At 63.9% G+C, this 16,750-nt stretch carries 16 protein-coding genes; 10 read left to right on the forward strand and 6 right to left on the reverse strand.

The genetic code is table 11. The features are described 5' to 3' along the window. The first annotated feature begins 189 nt into the window (after positions 1-189). Entirely contained in the window at positions 190-1,191 is a 1,002-nt protein-coding gene (locus AU185_RS16870) for a hypothetical protein (protein WP_059100950.1), read from the forward strand. A 33-nt stretch (positions 1,192-1,224) separates the two neighbouring features. Here AU185_RS16870 and AU185_RS16875 read toward each other — a convergent pair whose 3' ends face one another. Next, positions 1,225-1,995 carry a GntR family transcriptional regulator gene (locus tag AU185_RS16875; RefSeq protein WP_172800397.1) on the reverse strand — a complete coding sequence of 257 codons (771 nt, stop codon included), beginning with the start codon at positions 1,993-1,995 and terminating at the stop codon, positions 1,225-1,227. 375 nt (positions 1,996-2,370) lie between these two features. Between AU185_RS16875 and AU185_RS16880 the strand changes: the two genes are divergently transcribed. Genes AU185_RS16880 through AU185_RS16910 form a run of 7 tightly spaced genes read left to right on the forward strand, consistent with a single transcriptional unit; the run spans position 2,371 to position 10,440 of the window. Then, complete coding sequence (locus AU185_RS16880) at positions 2,371-3,651, forward strand: MCE family protein (protein WP_502687991.1); 1,281 nt, start codon at positions 2,371-2,373, stop codon at positions 3,649-3,651. Further along, on the forward strand, positions 3,648-4,676 hold the full coding sequence (locus AU185_RS16885; RefSeq protein WP_059100947.1) for an MCE family protein: 1,029 nt from the start codon (positions 3,648-3,650) through the stop codon (positions 4,674-4,676). The genes AU185_RS16880 and AU185_RS16885 overlap by 4 nt, the downstream gene beginning before the upstream one ends. Continuing rightward, positions 4,673-5,767, forward strand: a complete 1,095-nt coding sequence (locus tag AU185_RS16890; protein WP_059100946.1) for an MCE family protein — start codon at positions 4,673-4,675, stop codon at positions 5,765-5,767. The genes AU185_RS16885 and AU185_RS16890 overlap by 4 nt, the downstream gene beginning before the upstream one ends. Further along, complete coding sequence (locus tag AU185_RS16895; RefSeq protein WP_059100945.1) at positions 5,764-7,146, forward strand: MCE family protein; 1,383 nt, start codon at positions 5,764-5,766, stop codon at positions 7,144-7,146. Before AU185_RS16890 ends, AU185_RS16895 begins: the two co-directional genes overlap by 4 nt. After that, positions 7,146-8,357: an MCE family protein gene (locus tag AU185_RS16900; RefSeq protein ID WP_082683939.1), complete on the forward strand. Its 1,212-nt coding sequence runs from the start codon at positions 7,146-7,148 to the stop codon at positions 8,355-8,357. The genes AU185_RS16895 and AU185_RS16900 overlap by 1 nt, the downstream gene beginning before the upstream one ends. Then, positions 8,357-9,955 carry an MCE family protein gene (locus AU185_RS16905; RefSeq protein WP_059100944.1) on the forward strand — a complete coding sequence of 533 codons (1,599 nt, stop codon included), beginning with the start codon at positions 8,357-8,359 and terminating at the stop codon, positions 9,953-9,955. The genes AU185_RS16900 and AU185_RS16905 overlap by 1 nt, the downstream gene beginning before the upstream one ends. Positions 9,956-9,975: 20 nt before the next feature. Beyond that, positions 9,976-10,440, forward strand: a complete 465-nt coding sequence (locus AU185_RS16910; RefSeq protein WP_231740387.1) for an Rv2253/PknI dimerization domain-containing protein — start codon at positions 9,976-9,978, stop codon at positions 10,438-10,440. 25 nt (positions 10,441-10,465) lie between these two features. Here AU185_RS16910 and AU185_RS16915 read toward each other — a convergent pair whose 3' ends face one another. The 3 genes from AU185_RS16915 to AU185_RS16925 form a co-directional block, all read right to left on the reverse strand. After that, positions 10,466-10,933: a MaoC family dehydratase gene (locus AU185_RS16915; RefSeq protein WP_059100942.1), complete on the reverse strand. Its 468-nt coding sequence runs from the start codon at positions 10,931-10,933 to the stop codon at positions 10,466-10,468. After that, on the reverse strand, positions 10,930-12,126 hold the full coding sequence (locus AU185_RS16920) for an amidohydrolase family protein (protein ID WP_059100941.1): 1,197 nt from the start codon (positions 12,124-12,126) through the stop codon (positions 10,930-10,932). The genes AU185_RS16915 and AU185_RS16920 overlap by 4 nt, the downstream gene beginning before the upstream one ends. An 84-nt stretch (positions 12,127-12,210) precedes the next feature. After that, positions 12,211-12,852: a cysteine hydrolase family protein gene (locus AU185_RS16925; protein WP_059100940.1), complete on the reverse strand. Its 642-nt coding sequence runs from the start codon at positions 12,850-12,852 to the stop codon at positions 12,211-12,213. Between the two features lie 50 nt (positions 12,853-12,902). Here AU185_RS16925 and AU185_RS16930 point away from each other — a divergent pair, with 50 nt between their 5' ends. Further along, complete coding sequence (locus AU185_RS16930) at positions 12,903-13,340, forward strand: nuclear transport factor 2 family protein (RefSeq protein ID WP_059100939.1); 438 nt, start codon at positions 12,903-12,905, stop codon at positions 13,338-13,340. Here the strand turns inward: AU185_RS16930 and AU185_RS16935 are convergent. Together AU185_RS16935 and AU185_RS16940 are read right to left on the reverse strand one after the other, a co-directional pair. Continuing rightward, positions 13,330-14,229, reverse strand: coding sequence for a TIGR03619 family F420-dependent LLM class oxidoreductase (locus tag AU185_RS16935; RefSeq protein WP_059100938.1), 900 nt, complete (start codon positions 14,227-14,229; stop codon positions 13,330-13,332). The genes AU185_RS16930 and AU185_RS16935 overlap by 11 nt on opposite strands. 10 nt (positions 14,230-14,239) lie before the next feature. After that, a complete protein-coding gene (locus AU185_RS16940) occupies positions 14,240-15,349 on the reverse strand; it encodes an acyl-CoA dehydrogenase family protein (RefSeq protein WP_059100937.1) in 1,110 nt (369 codons plus the stop codon). A gap of 203 nt (positions 15,350-15,552) precedes the next feature. Between AU185_RS16940 and AU185_RS16945 the strand changes: the two genes are divergently transcribed. After that, complete coding sequence (locus tag AU185_RS16945) at positions 15,553-16,746, forward strand: amidohydrolase family protein (RefSeq protein ID WP_059100936.1); 1,194 nt, start codon at positions 15,553-15,555, stop codon at positions 16,744-16,746. Positions 16,747-16,750 lie beyond the last annotated feature (4 nt).

Here is a 16,750-nt window from a genome sequence, read left to right on the forward strand (position 1 = left end):
GGTGGTCGCGCAGCACGACCGCCGAGAACGAAGAATCTCGACTGACATGCCTCAGTCCCCGAAGCGGCGCCACGGCCGTGTCTCCGGCGTATTGTCAGTGATGATTGCAGATTGTCTACACATTGCGCGCGTCGAAGAGGCGTTCCGCATCCTGCGGTGCCGATTATCGCTCTGACAGAGGGGATTTGAATGGTTGATCAAGTCGATTTCGAAGTCATCCGACTAGCGCCGACGATGGACCACTACCGACGCGAATGGGTACCCGGACCTGGCTTGGGTCTCGCTGGCATCTGGATCGGAGCAGTCGTCAGCGATGCATCAGGCACCGGTTACTGGGGGGTGCGGGGATGCGAGGATTTCCTCACCGGGATGACGCATGTCGTGTCACCGGTGTGTGGTTTCCGGTCGCTGCACAAGCGGCTTGACGTCGACGCGCCCCACCTGTTCCCCGAGTACTCGACGCTCGACTGGTTCGAACCCATGCAGTACAGGGACAACGGCAACAGCGTGCAGATGCTGTATTCGAGTGGACGAGTCGAACGCGACGCCGACGGATTTCACTGGTATGACGCGAGCAACCGATGGGAACTCCACGGGCGGACCGTAAGTGACATAGTGCTCACCCATGTGCCCGTGCAGCACGGCATCGCCGACGATGTCTACTACCGCCACGAGCTGATGTATGTGACGGGCAAGATCGCGGGTGCCGAGGTGTCGGGCTACGCGCACCAGGACTTCGCCTACGGGCCACCGGGCAAGATCTACACGGAGCTGCCGATCGTGCGTCACCTTCAGGGCATGTGGGTGTCGTGGTTGCACGAGTTCGCCGACGGACAGCTTGGCGGCGGGAGCTTTTGGCAAGGACGAGACGGTGCATCCTTCGGACCGGGCTATCAGTTGAAAGACGCCGTCACCACGGCGCACAAGGAAATCGTCGCAAAACCAACCTTCAACGGCGCCGGCAAGATGACCGCGCTCGACGTGACCATCGGAGCTGACGCGTATTCGTTCTCGTTCGAATCCAGCGGCTCTCCTTTGCATGTCTTCGGCCCATTGACGAGCAACTCTCTGGGTGAGCAGCCGGTGCGAAGCTGGTGCTGGGTCGAATACACCGGCAGCATGATGACACCTGAACTGCTCGACGCGGCGAACTCGGTTTTCACACTCGCGCGCAGTTCCCGGCAGCGATGAGAATCCCTGCGACGGGGAACGATCCGACCGGTATCACTGTGCGCGGTCCTTGAAGGCCTTCATCAGCAGTGCCAGACATTTCTTCTGCATGGCGGCGTGCGCGGAGTTGGCGCGCGCGCTGTCGCGGGCACGAATCCCGGCGATAACCGCCAATGTGCCTTTGCGGCTGATTTCGATGGTATTGGGGACGATCCCGAAGATGGTGTCAATCGACGTTGCGCGTGTTCGCCGTACAGTGCGCGCGACCGCGGGTGCGCTGGCAGCCTCGAACAGGACGTCGAGATAGTGCTCGCAGAGTGCGGAGATCTCCTGAGGATCCTCGGCTGCGGTGAGGTCGGCGGCGATACCGGCGAGTGCAGAATCGAATTCCGGGGTCAGCCTCTCCACCGCGCGACGTGCCACCAGACCGAACACCAAATCCCAGACCTCGGCGTTGTCGGCGACCGACGTCTGGATCGGCAGTACAAATCCACCCCGATGCATCTCCATCTTCACCCAGCCCTCCTGCTCGAGGATGACCAGCGCTTCGCGCACCGGAACCCGGCTGGTTCCTAGCTGTGCGGCGATGTCTTCCTGGGTGAGTCGCTGACCGGGCCGCAGCTCACCGGTGATGATTTGTCGACGCAGGTGATCGGCTACCAGCTCGCCACTGCTGCGACGCCCGAGCGGAGATTGCATGTGTGCGGCTCTCTCATCCGTTGTCGGCCCAACCTTCCAGTTGCGGTCGGGCCAGGCCGTGCAGAACAGATGGTAGACCCCACCTTGTTGCGCAGTCGCCGACACGAAAGTGTAGACAATCTGCAATTACGACGGGTACGGTGCGTCTGGCGAGGGTGTACTTGGGCCGATGTCGGCCTCACCGGGCGTTCAACGCGGGAGGGGGTGAAGGGCGTGCCGGGGCTGATGACGGCTCGAATATGTCCTGTCACCAAAGCCTTTGAACTACCGCGTTTAGAGGAACAGTCGCGTAGCTGCCAGGCCGGAAACAAGGATTTACAGAACTCGATAATAGCCCTCTCTATTCAGAGAGCGCATATTTGCATACGATGGGCCGATGTTGTCGATGGCAGTAAGGTTCCGCCGTTTCAGCCTGCGGTGGGGCGCTCAGTTCCTACTGCCATCGGTGGATACGCAAGCCCCGAGGCAGGCACTGTCGACTCGTCAGGCTAAAGGGGGAAGTTGACGGGCAACATCGACCACAGCGCGCTCCCTCGTCTGGTGGTCTCAGGGTCTACGACACCGGTCGGGGGTCGCGCGGGGCACCACTTCGACATCCGCGGGTACATACGGCCCTTGACGGGGTTGATGACCGGCGTGGGACTCTTCGCAATCGTGGCATTGGCAGTTGGTCTGTTCCGCGGATCGTTAACGGAAACCGTTCCCGTGACGGTCATTTCAGACAGGGCCGGACTGGTGATGAATCCGGATGCCAAGGTGAAGATGAACGACATCCAGGTCGGATCCGTCGCCACGATCGAGCAATTGTCCGACGGTGTAGCGGCGCTGCACTTGGCGATGGATCCCTCTCAACTGCATCTGATTCCGTCCAATGTGAAGGTCGACGTCGCGTCATCGACGGTGTTCGGTGCAAAGTTCGTACAGCTCACATCGCCGCCGGACCCGTCGTCGGTGCCACTTCACGCAGGTCAAGTCATCGAGGGAGACCACGTCACTGTCGAGCTAAACACGGTCTTCGAGCAGCTCACCTCTTTGTTGTCGACCATCAGGCCGGAGGATCTCAATCAGACACTGAGTGCATTGTCGTCTGGTTTCGTCGGTCGCGGAGAGAAGGTGGGCCAGGTCATCAGCGATCTGGACGCCACGTTGGCCGCGCTGGAACCGAGCCTGCAAACCCTGAGCCATGACCTGGCCGTCGCACCGAATGTGCTCAACACCTACGCCGATGCCGCCCCCGACTTGCTTAGCGTCACCGCGGATGCAACGGCGATCAGCCGAACCATTGTCGACGAGCAACAGGACCTCGACGCGCTCTTGGTCAGTGTCATTGGCTTCAGCGAGATCGGTAACGATGTGCTGACGACAAACCACCGTCCATTGGCCGACGTACTGCACCTACTGGCGCCCGTGACGGCGCTGACAAGCGAATACAACCAGGCCCTCTACTGCGCGCTCGCCGGAGCGGTGGAGCTTGCGCAGGTGCCGCCTGCACGGGTTCCCGGCGCCGAGGTCATGGCCAGCCTGGTGTGGGGTGCTGATCCGTACCGATACCCGTCCGATCTGCCGAAAGTCGCGGCGACGGGTGGACCGCAGTGTCTCGGCCTGCCGCGCGTGCCCTACGAGACGAGGCCGCCCTACGTCGTTGCCGACGTCGGCACCAACCCCTACGAGTACGGCAACGAGGGGATCGCGCTCAATGCCGCCGGTATCAAGGAATGGTTGTTGGGCCGACCACCTGACGGCCCACCGCGCAACACTGCCCAGATCGGTATGCCCGGATGAACCGGATATGGCCCACCGCAATGAAGTTCGGGGCGTTCGCGACGGTCATGCTGGTGCTCACGGCCGCGCTGGTGGCTGTCTTCGGCCAGTACCGGGGCGGATCGAACGACGAATACTCGGCGATCTTCGCGGATGTGTCTGACCTCGCCGAGGGCGACTCTGTACGGGTCGCCGGCATCCGGGTTGGCGCGGTCAGCCGCGTTGCGCTGCGTCCCGACAAGTCGGTGCTGGTCGACTTCGACGTGAACCGTGACGTGGTGTTGACGACTGGCACTCGCGCGGCAGTCCGTTACCTCAATCTCGTGGGGGACCGCTACCTGGAACTCGTCGACAGCCCGGGGGACACCCGAATATTGCCCGCCGGTTCGCAGATCCCCGCCGAGCGCACCATGCCCGCGCTGGACCTAGATGTTCTGCTCAACGGGCTCAAGCCTGTCGTGCAAGGTCTCGATCCCCAAGATGTCAACGAGTTGACGACCGCACTGATTCAGATCATGCAGGGTCAAGGTGGGACGGTCGAATCGCTGTTGTCGCGGACTTCGTCGTTCACCAATGCGCTCGCCGACAACAGCCAGGTGGTCGAGCAGTTGATCGATAACCTCAACGGCGCGATGGCCACTCTCGCCGCCGACGGCGAAAAGTTCTCCGGCGCCATCGAGAAACTGAGGCGCCTGGTCGGTGAGTTGTCGGCAGAGCGGGAGCCGATCGGTGACGCGATAGTCGCGCTGAGCAACGGGACAGCGTCGCTGGCCGGGCTGTTGGGACAGGTGCGGGGTCCGCTGGCCGGGACGGTGGACCAGCTCAACCGTCTCGCGCCGGCGCTGGATGAGAAAAAGGATCTCATCGACGGTGTGCTGCAGAAGTCGCCCGAGAACTACCGCAAGCTCGCCAGGATGGGCGCTTACGGAAGCTTTTTCAATTATTACCTGTGTGGCGTCACCTGGCGCGTGACCGATCTGCAGGGTCGCACTGCGGTCTTTCCGTGGATCAAGCAGGACACCGGGAGGTGCGCGGAAAACCCATGAACAGGTATCGCGGCCGAAGGCTGATCCGCTCCGGTTTCATCGGTGCCGTACTGATTGTTCTGATCATCGCGGTCGGCCTGCAGCCTGAGAGGTTGGTTGCCTGGGCCACTGCTATCCGATACCAGGCATTGTTCACCGAAGCCGGCGGCCTGGTACCCGGCAATGACGTTAAGATCGCCGGCTTCAAAGTCGGCAGTGTCTCCGATGTGTCGCTCGACCGTGGCCTGGCGGTCGTCACGTTCACCGTCGACAGCACCGTCGAACTCGGATCGCAGACGACTGTCCACATCCGCACCGGAACCCTACTCGGCGAGCGAGTGTTGACGCTGAAGTCCGCCGGCTCGGGCACGATGTCATCACTGGATCGCATACCGGAATCGCGAACGTCTTCGCCTTACTCACTTGCCGACGCTGTCGGCGATCTCACCACCAATGCCGCAGCCACCGACACGCAGTCGCTCAACCAGTCACTTGATGTCCTGTCCGCCACGATCGACCAGATCGCGCCACAACTGAAACCCACATTCGACGGGCTGACCCGATTGTCGGCGTCGCTGAACAGCCGCAACGAAACAGTGGCCGAGCTGCTCAAGCACGCTGCCGACGTCACAGGCATCCTTTCCCAGCGCAGTAACGAAATCAACACGTTGATCCTCAACGCCAACGACCTGACCGGTGTACTCGTCGAGCGTCGGCGCGCCATCGTGGATCTGCTGGCCGCGACATCAGCTCTCGCACAGCAAGTGTCAGCCATCGTCGCCGACAATGAGAAGGAGCTGGCCCCGACGCTGGAGAATATCAACTCCGTCACGGCGATGTTGGAGAAGAACCGTGACAACATCGCCAAAGCCATTCCCGGTCTGGCGAAGTTCCAGAGCGGACTGAGCGAACTGGTCGCCAATGGTCCCTATTACGTCGGATACATCCCGAACCTCACGCAAGGCTCGATTCTGCAACCCTTCCTGGATTACGCATTCGGTTTCCGCCGAGGAACCAACGCCGGCCAACCGCCAGACAATGCCGGTCCACGGGCTGAGATCCCCTTCCCATACAACGGCATTCCGGAAGTGCAGCAGCAGGGGGGCCGATGAGTCGCAGGACGTTGACTGCCGCTACGGCCGGCTTGCTGGCGATAGCATTGATCGCCGCGACCACTTTCCTGATCAATCGGGCTCTCTTCGCCCCGAAGAGCATTACCGCCGATTTCGCTTCTGCGACTGCGATTTACCCCGGTGACCAGGTACGCGTCGCCGGTGTCAAAGTCGGCACCATCACGTCGATCGACCCGCAGGCCACCTTCGCCCGCGTGACCATGGACGTGGATCGAGGCGTGCCCATTCCCGCCGACGCAAAGGCGGTCATCGTCGCGCAGAATCTCATTTCGGCCCGGTACGTACAGCTGACACCGGCCTATCGAGACACCGGACCGCAGATGGCCGATGGCGCCCAGATTCCACTCGGTAGGACCGCCGTGCCCGTCGAGTGGGACGAGGTCAAGACGCAACTCACCCGGCTGGCAACGGAATTGGGCCCTAACAGCGGGAGATCCGACACGGCCACAGGCCGGTTCATCGACAGCGCGGCCAACGCGATGGCAGGCAACGGCGACAAGTTGCGTCAAACGCTGGCGCAACTGTCGGGCGTCGGGCGCATCCTGGCCGACGGAAGCGGCAACATCGTCGAGATCGTCAAGAACCTGCATACCTTCATCACCGCATTGCGGGACAGCAGCACGCAAATCGTCGAATTCCAAGGCCGACTGGCGACTTTGACCAGTGTGCTCGACGGAAGTAAATCGGACCTCGACGCTGCGCTGACCAACGTGTCTGAAGTTGTGGGCGAGGTAGAGCGTTTCGTCAGGACGACGCGCACCCAGACCGCCGAACAGGTTCAGCGACTGGCCAACGTGACTCAGAACGTGGTCGACCATCAGAAGGATCTCGAGCAGATTCTTCACGTCGCGCCGACGGCGATTGCCAACACGCTCAACATGTTCGATCCCCGTGACGGGGGAGCCACCGGCATCTTCACGCTGTCGAACATCAGCAGCCCGGTCCAGTTCCTATGTGGGGCGATCGGCGCCATCGAGAACACCACCGCATCCGAGACGGCGAAACTGTGTGCCCAGTATCTGGGGCCGGCGCTGCGGCTGATGAACTTCAACTACCTTCCGTTTCCCTTCAACCCGCTGCTGGCATCCATCCCGCCGCCGGAAGACTTCGTCTATACCGATCCCGCGCTCGCACCGGGTGGTTCGGGCGCACCGCCGGGGCCACCCGAAACACCGCCCGCCGTATCCGCCTACACCGGTGTGGGTGACGTTCCGCCGTCACCCGGTTACGGGCCGCCGCCACCTCCGGCCCCCACGGCCGCGACAGGATTGCCGGACCTGTTGCTGCCACCCGCGCCGCAATCATCTGCCGCTGCGCCACTCCCAGCTGAACAGCCAGCACGTGAAGGGACATCCTGATGAAAGTCGGTGCAACGACGCGCAAAGCCGCCGCGCTGCTGTGCGTGATGCTGACCGCGACGGCGTGCGGTTTTCAGGGCCTCAACTCGCTGCCGCTGCCCGGAGCGGCCGGACGGGGCCCTGACGCTGCGATCTACCATGTCGAGATCTCCAATGTAGGTACCTTGGAGCAGAATTCACCGGTGATGGTCGATGATGTCGTTGTCGGCAGTGTCGCGAAGATGAGGGTCAAGGGGTGGCACGCCGACGTCGAGGTGTCGGTACGCCCTGAAGTGCAGATTCCCGCCAATGTGCAGGCGCGAGTGGGCCAGACCAGTCTGCTCGGGTCGATGCATGTCGCGTTGGATCCCCCGCTGGGTCAAGCCCCTCAGGGGCGGCTGCTTCCCGGCGCGACCATCCCGATGTCGCAGGCGTCGGCGTTCCCCTCGACAGAGCGAACGTTGTCGACTTTGTCGACGGTGGTCAACTCAGGCGGTCTTGGGCAGATCGGCGACATCATCCACAGCTTCAACGCGGCTTTGCGCGGGCGGGTACCCGAAGCCAGGAACTTGCTGACGCGGTTGGACAGGTTCATCGGGGTGTTCGACGACCAGCGCGCCGACGTCATCGCGTCCATCGAGGCCCTCGACCGGCTTTCCGGAGCCCTGGTCGCCCAACGGGATGTCGTACGACAGGCCCTTGACGAGATCCCGCCGGCGTTGGATGTGTTGGTTGCCCAACGCCCGCAGTTCACCACGGCATTGGACCGCTTGCGCGCGTTCAGCCAGACCACGGTGGGCGTGGTCAACGACACGCAGACCGATCTGGTCGCCACCTTGTCGAACCTCGAGCCCACTGTACGAGCGCTTGCCGACGTTGGTCCCGATATTGATACCGCGTTGGCTTTCTTGCCGGTCATGCCCTTCGGGCAGAACCTCATCGACCGCGGAATCCGCGGTGACTACATGAACCTGTTCGCGGTTTTCGACCTGACAGTGCCCCGGCTCAAGCGCACGCTGCTCTCGGGCACGCGGTGGGGCGATCCACATGCATTGTTGGTACCGGCCCCGGGGGACCCCGGCTATGACGCGTTTTACGCCAATCCGCTGAACGCGCCGCTCGCATCTCCGCCGCCGGCACCGGCGGCAGACCCGACCGCGCCGGAACCCGCACCGGCACCCGGCGAGCCGCCCCCAGCCGACGCCGCGGTTCCCTCCAGCGGAGGACGCTGATGCTGACACGTCTTGTACGCGCACAGTTGGTCATCTTCACGATCGCGTCGGTGGTGGGTGTGGCGATGATGGTGGTGACGTATCTGCAGGCCCCAACTCTGCTCGGAATCGGGCGCATCAGCGTCACCGTCGAATTGCCGCGCGGCGGAGGTCTTTACCGGCTTGCCAACGTGACGTACCGAGGTGTGCAGGTCGGCAAGGTCACAAACGTGGAACTGACGGCGACAGGTGCTCGGGCGACGCTGTCGCTACAGACGTCTCCCAAGATCCCCAGCGATCTCGTCGCAGCGGTCCGGAGCGTTTCGGCGATCGGGGAGCAGTATGTCGACCTCAAACCGCGCAGCGCTTCACCACCGTACCTGCACGACGGCTCGATCATCTCGGTGAGCGACACCGAAGTTCCGCAGCCCGTCGGACCCATGCTCGACAGCGCGAGTGCCCTGCTCGCCAGCATTCCACAGGACAAGATCGCCGTCCTGCTCGACGAATCAGCCAAGGGCCTCAACGACGCGGGCTTCGACCTAGGGTCACTCGTGGACTCCTCGGCGACGATCGCAGCCGACAGTCGCGGTGTTGCCGGTCAGCTTCGCAGCCTGATCGACGACAGCCGACCACTTCTTGAAGGTCAGGTCGAATCGCAACAGGACACCCGCACCTGGACGCACAGCCTGGCCAACGTCACCGAACAGCTCGTGAAGAACGACCCGCAGATTCGCACCATACTGGAGTCGACACCGAGTGCGCTGCAGGAAGTTTCGCAGCTATTGGACAGTGTCAGACCAACTCTGCCGGTACTACTGGCGAACCTGTCCAGCCTCGGCCAGGTCGGGGTCACCTACCTGCCTTCACTGGAACAGCTGCTGGTATTGGTGCCGCCGTTCTTCGCCGATCTGCAGGCCATCGCTCCCCACAACAATGCGACGGGCCTCCCGCTGGGCAACTTTCGAATCCAGATGAGCGATCCGCCGTCGTGCACGGTGGGGTTCCTGCCGCCGTCGCAATGGCGTTCACCGGCAGACACCACCACCGTCGACACCCCGGAGGGGTTGTACTGCAAGCTTCCGCAAGACTCACCCATCCTGGTGCGCGGCGCGAGAAATCTACCCTGCATGGCGCATCCGGGAAAGCGCGCGCCGACAGTGGAGATCTGCGATAGCGACAAGCCCTACGAACCGCTGGCGATGCGGCAGCATGCGCTCGGCCCGGCTCCCATGGATCCGAACCTCATCGCCCAGGGTGTACCACCGGATGACCGCGTTGACCTGGACGCCCACATCTACGCACCCGTCGAGGGCACCCCAATGGCGCCGGGAGCCCCGCCGGCGCCGGGAGCTCCGCCGCCGCCCGCCTCCGGAGCGCCGGCGCCACCCGCTGCTCCGCCCGTCGCAGGCGGTGGCGGCGCCGTGCCCGCAGCACCGAGTTCCTCGTCAAGCGGACATCTTTCACCGCTGCCGGTCGCGGTCGCCACTTATGATCCCCGCACTGGTCGCTACATGGCGCCGGACGGGACCATGCACCAGCAGTCGAGCTTGGTGACGGCGCACACGCCGACCAGCTGGAAGGACCTCGTGATGGCGCCGCCTGCGGTATCACCATGAGCCTCAGGAGGATTCAAGCCGTGACGGTCGTGCTGATCGCGACCGTCGCAGGCAACGTGGCGACTCCGCCGGTATCGGCTTCTGTGAACCCGGCACTCAACGGAACTTATATCGCAACATCCGACGGTTTCTGGGCCAAGAGCAATGAGACCCGTAGGGCCGAAGCGACTGTGGTGAGTACCTGGACAATCGCCTCGTCGTGTACCGGCGCATACGACTGCACAGGAACAGTCACCTCCGACCACGGGTGGTCGGCCGAGATCGTCTACATCAGCCGAATGTGGTTCGTGACTCGCGTTCTCGACAACTGGGTACGATGCCCCGACGGCACCACGCCGCCTGGCAAACAGATCTTCAAGTTCTACGAAGACCCCAATTCCTCAGGGAAGTACGTCGGTTGGGACACCGCTACCGGGCCCAGCGGCGCCTGCGGCGTCAACCGTCCGCTCTTCATCGAGATGCCGTTCACCCTCGTTCCGAACTAACGGGCGCGTCCCGCGAGGAGAGTGGTCAGCCGACCATCGCGGCTATGGTGTCGACCACACAGGCGGGTCGGTCCGATCCTTCGACCTCCACGGTCACCCGCACCGTGGCCCTGGCGCCCTTGTCGGTGCGCTCCACCTCGATAAGCTCAGCACCTGCGCGGATGCGTGAGTCGACCGGAACGGGCGCCGGGAACCGCAGCTTGTCGACACCGTAGTTCACCTGCATCGACAAGCCCGTCACCTTGTAGATCTGTTGCACGAGAATGGGCACGAGCGACAGCGTGAGATAGCCGTGGGCGATTGTTTTGCCGTAGGGCCCTTTTGCGGCCTTCTCAGCATCGACGTGGATCCACTGGTGATCGCCCGTCGCCTCGGCGAACAGGTCGATTTCCTTCTGGGTGACCTGGTGCCATCCGCTGTAGCCCAGGTGCTCGCCGACGTGCGTCGCGAATCCCGCGACGCCCTGGTACTCCTTCGGCAGCGTCTGCGTCATGCCGGAACCCTGTTGAGTCCTAACTGCTCGATCGCGTTGCCGCCCATGATCTTCGCCTTCGTGGAGTCGGACAGGCCCTCGAGCCGGTCGACGAAGCTCAGCGGGTCGCCGATGCCCTCGGGGTGGGGGAAGTCCGAGCCGAACATCACGTGGTCCTCGCCCATGATGTCGATGATGCCCTGGATGTCGTCCTCGAGGAACGGGTGGATGTAGACGTTGCGCTTGAAGATCTCGACGGGGTGCTCGTCGAACTCCTTGGGCATGGTCCGGTAGGCCTTGTCCAACAGCCGCAGCAGGTTTCGCACCCAGCCGCTGCCGTTCTCCACCACGAGGATCTTGAGATCGGGGAAGCGGGAGAGTGCACCGTGGCAGATCAGGGCGGCCAGCGTGTCCTCCATCGCCCGGAAGCCCATCACCACCTCGCGCAGCGCGCTGGGCTTGAACGACAGGTACTCGTCGCCGCCCTCCCACTCCATGAGGTGCTTCTGGTAACCGCTGTCGGCGGCGTGGAACGTCACGGGGATGCCGGCGTCGACGACCTCCTGCCAAAACGGATCGAACTCCGGCAGGCCCATCGAGCGCGAGCCGCCGAACCGACTCGGCACGGGGGCGGGGCGGACCAGGAACGTCTTCATGCCGCGCTCGAGGCACCAGCGGAACTCCTTGATGGCCTCGTCGACCAGCGGCAGACAGATCACCGGCGTGGCGAAGATGCGGTCCTGGTAGTTGAACGTCCAGTGCTCGTGCATCCACTCGTTGAGCGCGTGGATGATGGCGTGGGTGAGGACCACGTCGTCGGTGGTGCGCTCCTCGATCAGACTGGCGAGCGTCGGATACATGACGCACTGGTCGATGCCGAGCTCGTCCATCAGTTCCAGCCGGGGCGCCGGACTCTGGAAGGCGGGGATGACGTCCATCGGCTCACCGACGAACTCGCGGAAGTTCAGCCCCTCGGGGTTGTTGCCGAGGAAGTAGTCCTCGGCGCTGCCCGGCCGGGCGACCCGCTCGAACGTCGGGTTCGGGATCATATGGCTGATGTGGTCCTTGACGACCAGCTTCGGCCTGCCGTTCACCTCCACGTAGCCGACCTTGCCCCGGTGCTGCTTGGGCAGGTACTTCGTGAGGGCGTCCGTCGTCTCGTACATGTGGTTGTCGATGTCGAAGACCGGGTACGGCAAGGACCGGGTGGACATGGAGCCGACCTCCTCAGCGCAGCGAATATGACCGTTTGCGGTTTGTGAGAATGACGTTATCACCAAGCTCGGGCAACATCCATATCAGGGTTGGGCGCCGGCGAGCCCTTTCCAGGCTTTGACCACCTCGTCGGTCGTGGTCACTGTCGCAAGCAGGGCCAACGTGTTGTCGATGACAGACTCCGCGTACTCGCGTGGATAGCCGGCCACCGCATCGCGGGGCAGCACGAACTGATAGCTGCGATTGACGGCATCCATCACGAAGTTCGTAATGGCGATGTTGACCGAAACACCCACTCCCACAATCGTGCTGATGGTCAGGTTGCGCAGCACCGAGTCGAGGTCGGTGCCGGTCATGGGGCCGACGCCGTGCAGGCGGGTCAGGACGATGTCGCTGGGGGCCTGGCCGAGTTCGGGCAGCAGGGATGCGCCGGGACTCCCGGGCGTCAAGTCGGCGGCGAAGGACTTGCCCGCCATGAACAGCCGGGCGTTGGTGTTCGAGCCGCGGTTGTCGGGGCGCTTCTCGATGAGGCAGTGCACCACCGTGACGCCGGCCGCGCGGGCGGCGTCGAGCAGGGTGGCGATATTCGGAATCGCCTCTCGGCGCGCCTCTTCTGCGAGCATCGGCAGGCCGGCTTGCGGGCCGATCACGCCGCCCTGGCACTCCTGGGTGACCAGCGCGGTGGTGGCGGGGTTGAGAAGGTCGAGCAGGCGTGGTTGCGGCATGAGAACACACGTTATCGTGTATCGGCAACTTATGTTTACACGGAGGCCAAATGGACAGCTGGGAGCTCGAAGTCCGAGAGTCGGTTCGGCAGACGCTATCCGACTACACCGCTGCCACCGATCGGTTTGATCTCCACGCGCTGGCGAAGTGCTTCGCCGCCGACGGCGTCCTGGAGTTCAGTGGCGGTGCCGAACCGCTGACGGGCCCAGCCGCGATCGAAAGGGGCCTCGGTGCCGCGATGGCCAGGGGGTCCGACACCGCCCGCCCGGCTCCGTCTTACGTCCGCCACCACGTGTCGAGCATCCGTTTCGGGCACGTTGCCCGCGACCGTGTCGAAGTCAGCAGCTATTTCGCTGTGCACACCGACATCGGACTCGACCACTGGGGCCGCTATCGCGACGCCCTGGTGCCCATCGACGGCCGTTGGCTGTTCGCGCATCGGCGCATCGGTGTCGACGGGTTCGCCGCCGACTCCCTCATGAGATGAACTCCTCGGCGAAAGCACGCGCGCGATCAATGACTTCGGACCGGTTGCCGCCGTCGGGGGCTATTGTCAGCCACGTCACGCCCATAGCTTCCAGCTTCGCGATCGTGGCGTGCCGTTCGTCGGTGGACCTGCTGTCATCGAGCAGGTTGCCGACGGAGAAACAGATGTCCAACGGTTCCGTGCGGCCGATCTCGGCCGCGTATTTCTTGGCCCATGCGATCGCGGACTCCAGTTCCTCGAGCGTGGAGATCTCCGCGGTTCGTGACGCCGCGGCGTAGCCGAACGTGTTGAACGGCGCCCAGCCCTGGGCACGCGACGCCGCGCGCCGCACCGCGGGCTTGCTGTTTCCGCCGACCCACACCGGCAGGGGAGTCGCAGGCAGTGGCCGCATCCGGACCCCGCGCGCGTTGAACGACGTGCCCTCGTAAGCGACGTCCTCTCCGGTCAGCACCTTGCTCAGCACGTCGAGCGCCTCGTCGAGCAGCGCGCCGCGGGTATCGAAATCGACTCCCAACGCTCTGAATTCGGGCTTCAAGTAGCCAGCGGCAGTACCGAGAATGAGCCTGCCACCGGACAGGACGGCGAGGCTCTGTATCGACTTCGCACCCAGGAAGGGGTTGCGATAGGCGGCGATATATACGTTGGTCAACAACTTCACGTCGGTGGTGGCCGCTGCCGCGAACGACAACGCGACAAACGGGTCGAGGGCATGATGTCCGCCGTGGTCGAGCCACTTCGCGTCTGGCGCCGGGTGGTCGGTGACGTGCACAGCGGCGAATCCGGTGGCCTCGGCGGCGCGGGCGATCTCCGCTATCGCTGTGGCGGAGACGAACTCGTCTACGGCCTCAACCCGCTGGGTGGGTAGTTCGAGTGAGAACGAAACGGTCACGGTTGTCCTTTCAGGTGCTGACGAGGGTCGCCAGGCGCTGGGCGTGATAGTCGGGAGTGCCGAAAATCAACTGGGTGGCCTTCGCGCGACGGACGTAGAGGTGGGCGTCGTGCTCCCAGGTGAATCCGATGCCGCCGTGGATGCGCATGTTGTCCAGCGCAACCTGCAGGAACGCCTCCGAGCACACCATCTTGGCCACCGAGGCCGCCACGGCCTGCTCCGCGCCGTCGGGCAGACCGGCGGCATGCCGTACGGCGGATCGAGCGCCCTCCACCAGGACCAGCATGTCCGCGCAGCGGTGTTTGACGGCTTGGAAGCTGCCGATGGCGCGGCCGAACTGGATCCGTTCCTTCGCGTAGTTCACCGCCATGTCGAGGCATCGCTGCGCGGCCCCGAGCTGTTCGGCGACGAGCGCAATGACGGCATCGCGATATGCCCGCTCCAGTCCGGCCGCGGCGCCACCGTCGGCGCCGATCAGCCTGGCGGTCACGCCGTCGAAGCTCAGCCTGGCGACCTTGCGCGTACGGTCGAGTGTCGCCAGCGGCTCGCGGCCTAGCCCGTCGGCGTCCGCATCGACCGCGAACAGCGACGTGCCGGCCTCCGTGTTCGCCACGGCGAGAATCAGTTTCGCGGTGTGTCCATCAATCACGCGATCGGCGCCACCGTCGAGTCGATAGCCGGTGCCGTCTCTACGCGCGGTCAGTGTCACCGCGTCGGGGTCCCAGGCGTCGAGGGTGCCGTTGAAGATCACGGTGGCGGTACTCGCACCGCCGACGAGCGCGGGCAAGTACTCGCGCATCGCGGCGGCGTCGCCGCTGCCGAGCAGTGTCGGGATCGCCAGGGCGACCGTGGCGAAGAACGGTGAACACAGCAGCGTCGCGCCCATCTCCTCGAAGACGACCGCCAACTCCGGCAGACCCGCGCCGGCGCCCTCGAACTGTTCGGGCACGGCGATCGCGGCCAGGCCGAGGTCAACGGACAGCGCGCGCCAGATTTGGTCGTCATACCCCCCCGGAGAATCCATCGCGGAGCGCACGGCGCTGATCGGAGACCGGGCGGCGAGGAAATCCCGGGCGACGTCACGCAGGTCGCCGTGATCGACCGCCTCAGCCGCGGACACGAAGTCCGCCCCCGTCGCATGCCATGAATACCATTGGTGCAGACATGTTTTCCTCACGCACGGGCGCGGCGTCCCCTTTCAGAGGTGACCGGTCCGACAGCGATCGCATGCAATCGAGATAACCTGGGATAGGCATTACCGATGAAGGATAGTATCTTTTCCTGAAAGAGAGAATATTCATTCTCGCACAGAGGAGCGGCCCGGTGACGACCTTGGATTACGGCATCTTCGACTGCGACACGCACTGCTATGAGACGCGTGACGCTTTCACCCGGTACCTACCCAGCGAGTTCAAGGACCGCGCCATCACGACTGTGCGGGGCGCCGACGGCGTGGAGGTGATCCTTGCCGGTCACCGCGTCGCGACGTTCAACAGCGAGGGCGGGCTCGGCCTGGACGTGGCGTACCGCCCCGGCTCCCTGAAGGAGATGCTGCGCCAGATGGGCTCGGGCAATCCCGAGGAATCCTACGAGCCGCAGCCCATGCAGCCGGAGTACATCGAACGTTCGGCGCGGCTCGCGGTGATGGCCAAGCAGAATGTCGAGCGGATGGTCATCTATCCAAGTGGCATGGCGCTGGCCGCCGAACACTACGTCGACGACACCCCGGCGCTGTACGCCAACCTGCGCTCGTTCAACCGCTGGATCGACGACGAGTGGGGCTTCGACTTCGAGGGCCGGATCTACGCGACCGCATTGTTGTCTTTGCGCGACCTCGATTCCGCGGTCGCGGAGACGGAAGCGATCATCGCGGCGGGCGCCAAGTTCGTGATGCTGCCGACCGGCCCCGCCTACGGGCGGTCACCGGGGGATCCGTATTTCGACCCGGTCTACGCGCGGCTGCAGGAGGCCGGCTGCGTGCTGGTGTACCACATCATGCCGTTTTGGTATTTCAACGCAATCTCACCTGCGTGGGGACACAACCCTGACCCCGCGTCGTGGCACATGTCGGCGTGGCAGTGGATGAACATCTACGGTCAGCGGCCGATCGAGGACACGCTATCGGCGTTGGTCTTCGACAACCTGTTCGGCCGCTTCCCGAAGCTCAACGTACTGGTCGCCGAACACGGCGCCGAATGGGTACCGTTTTTCGTCAAGCACATGGACAAGAGCCGCGGTATGGGCCGCAACGGCCCGTGGATCGGAGGCAAGCTGACCGAGCGGCCGTCGGCGATCTTCCGGCAGCACGTCCGGGTCGTGCCGTACCCCGAAGACGACATCCCGGGCATCGTCAGCAGCCTCGGGTACGACGACGTACTGGTGATGGGATCGGATTACCCGCACGCCGAGGGACTGGCCGAACCCGCCGATTTCCTCAAGCTGCTCGACCCGCTCGACGACGCGGCCAAGAAGCGGATCATGCGCGACAACGCCGATCAGCTGCTATCCCGGAGCTAACCGT

The sequence above is a fragment of the Mycobacterium sp. GA-0227b genome (assembly GCF_001499855.1).
GTDB lineage: Bacteria > Actinomycetota > Actinomycetes > Mycobacteriales > Mycobacteriaceae > Mycobacterium.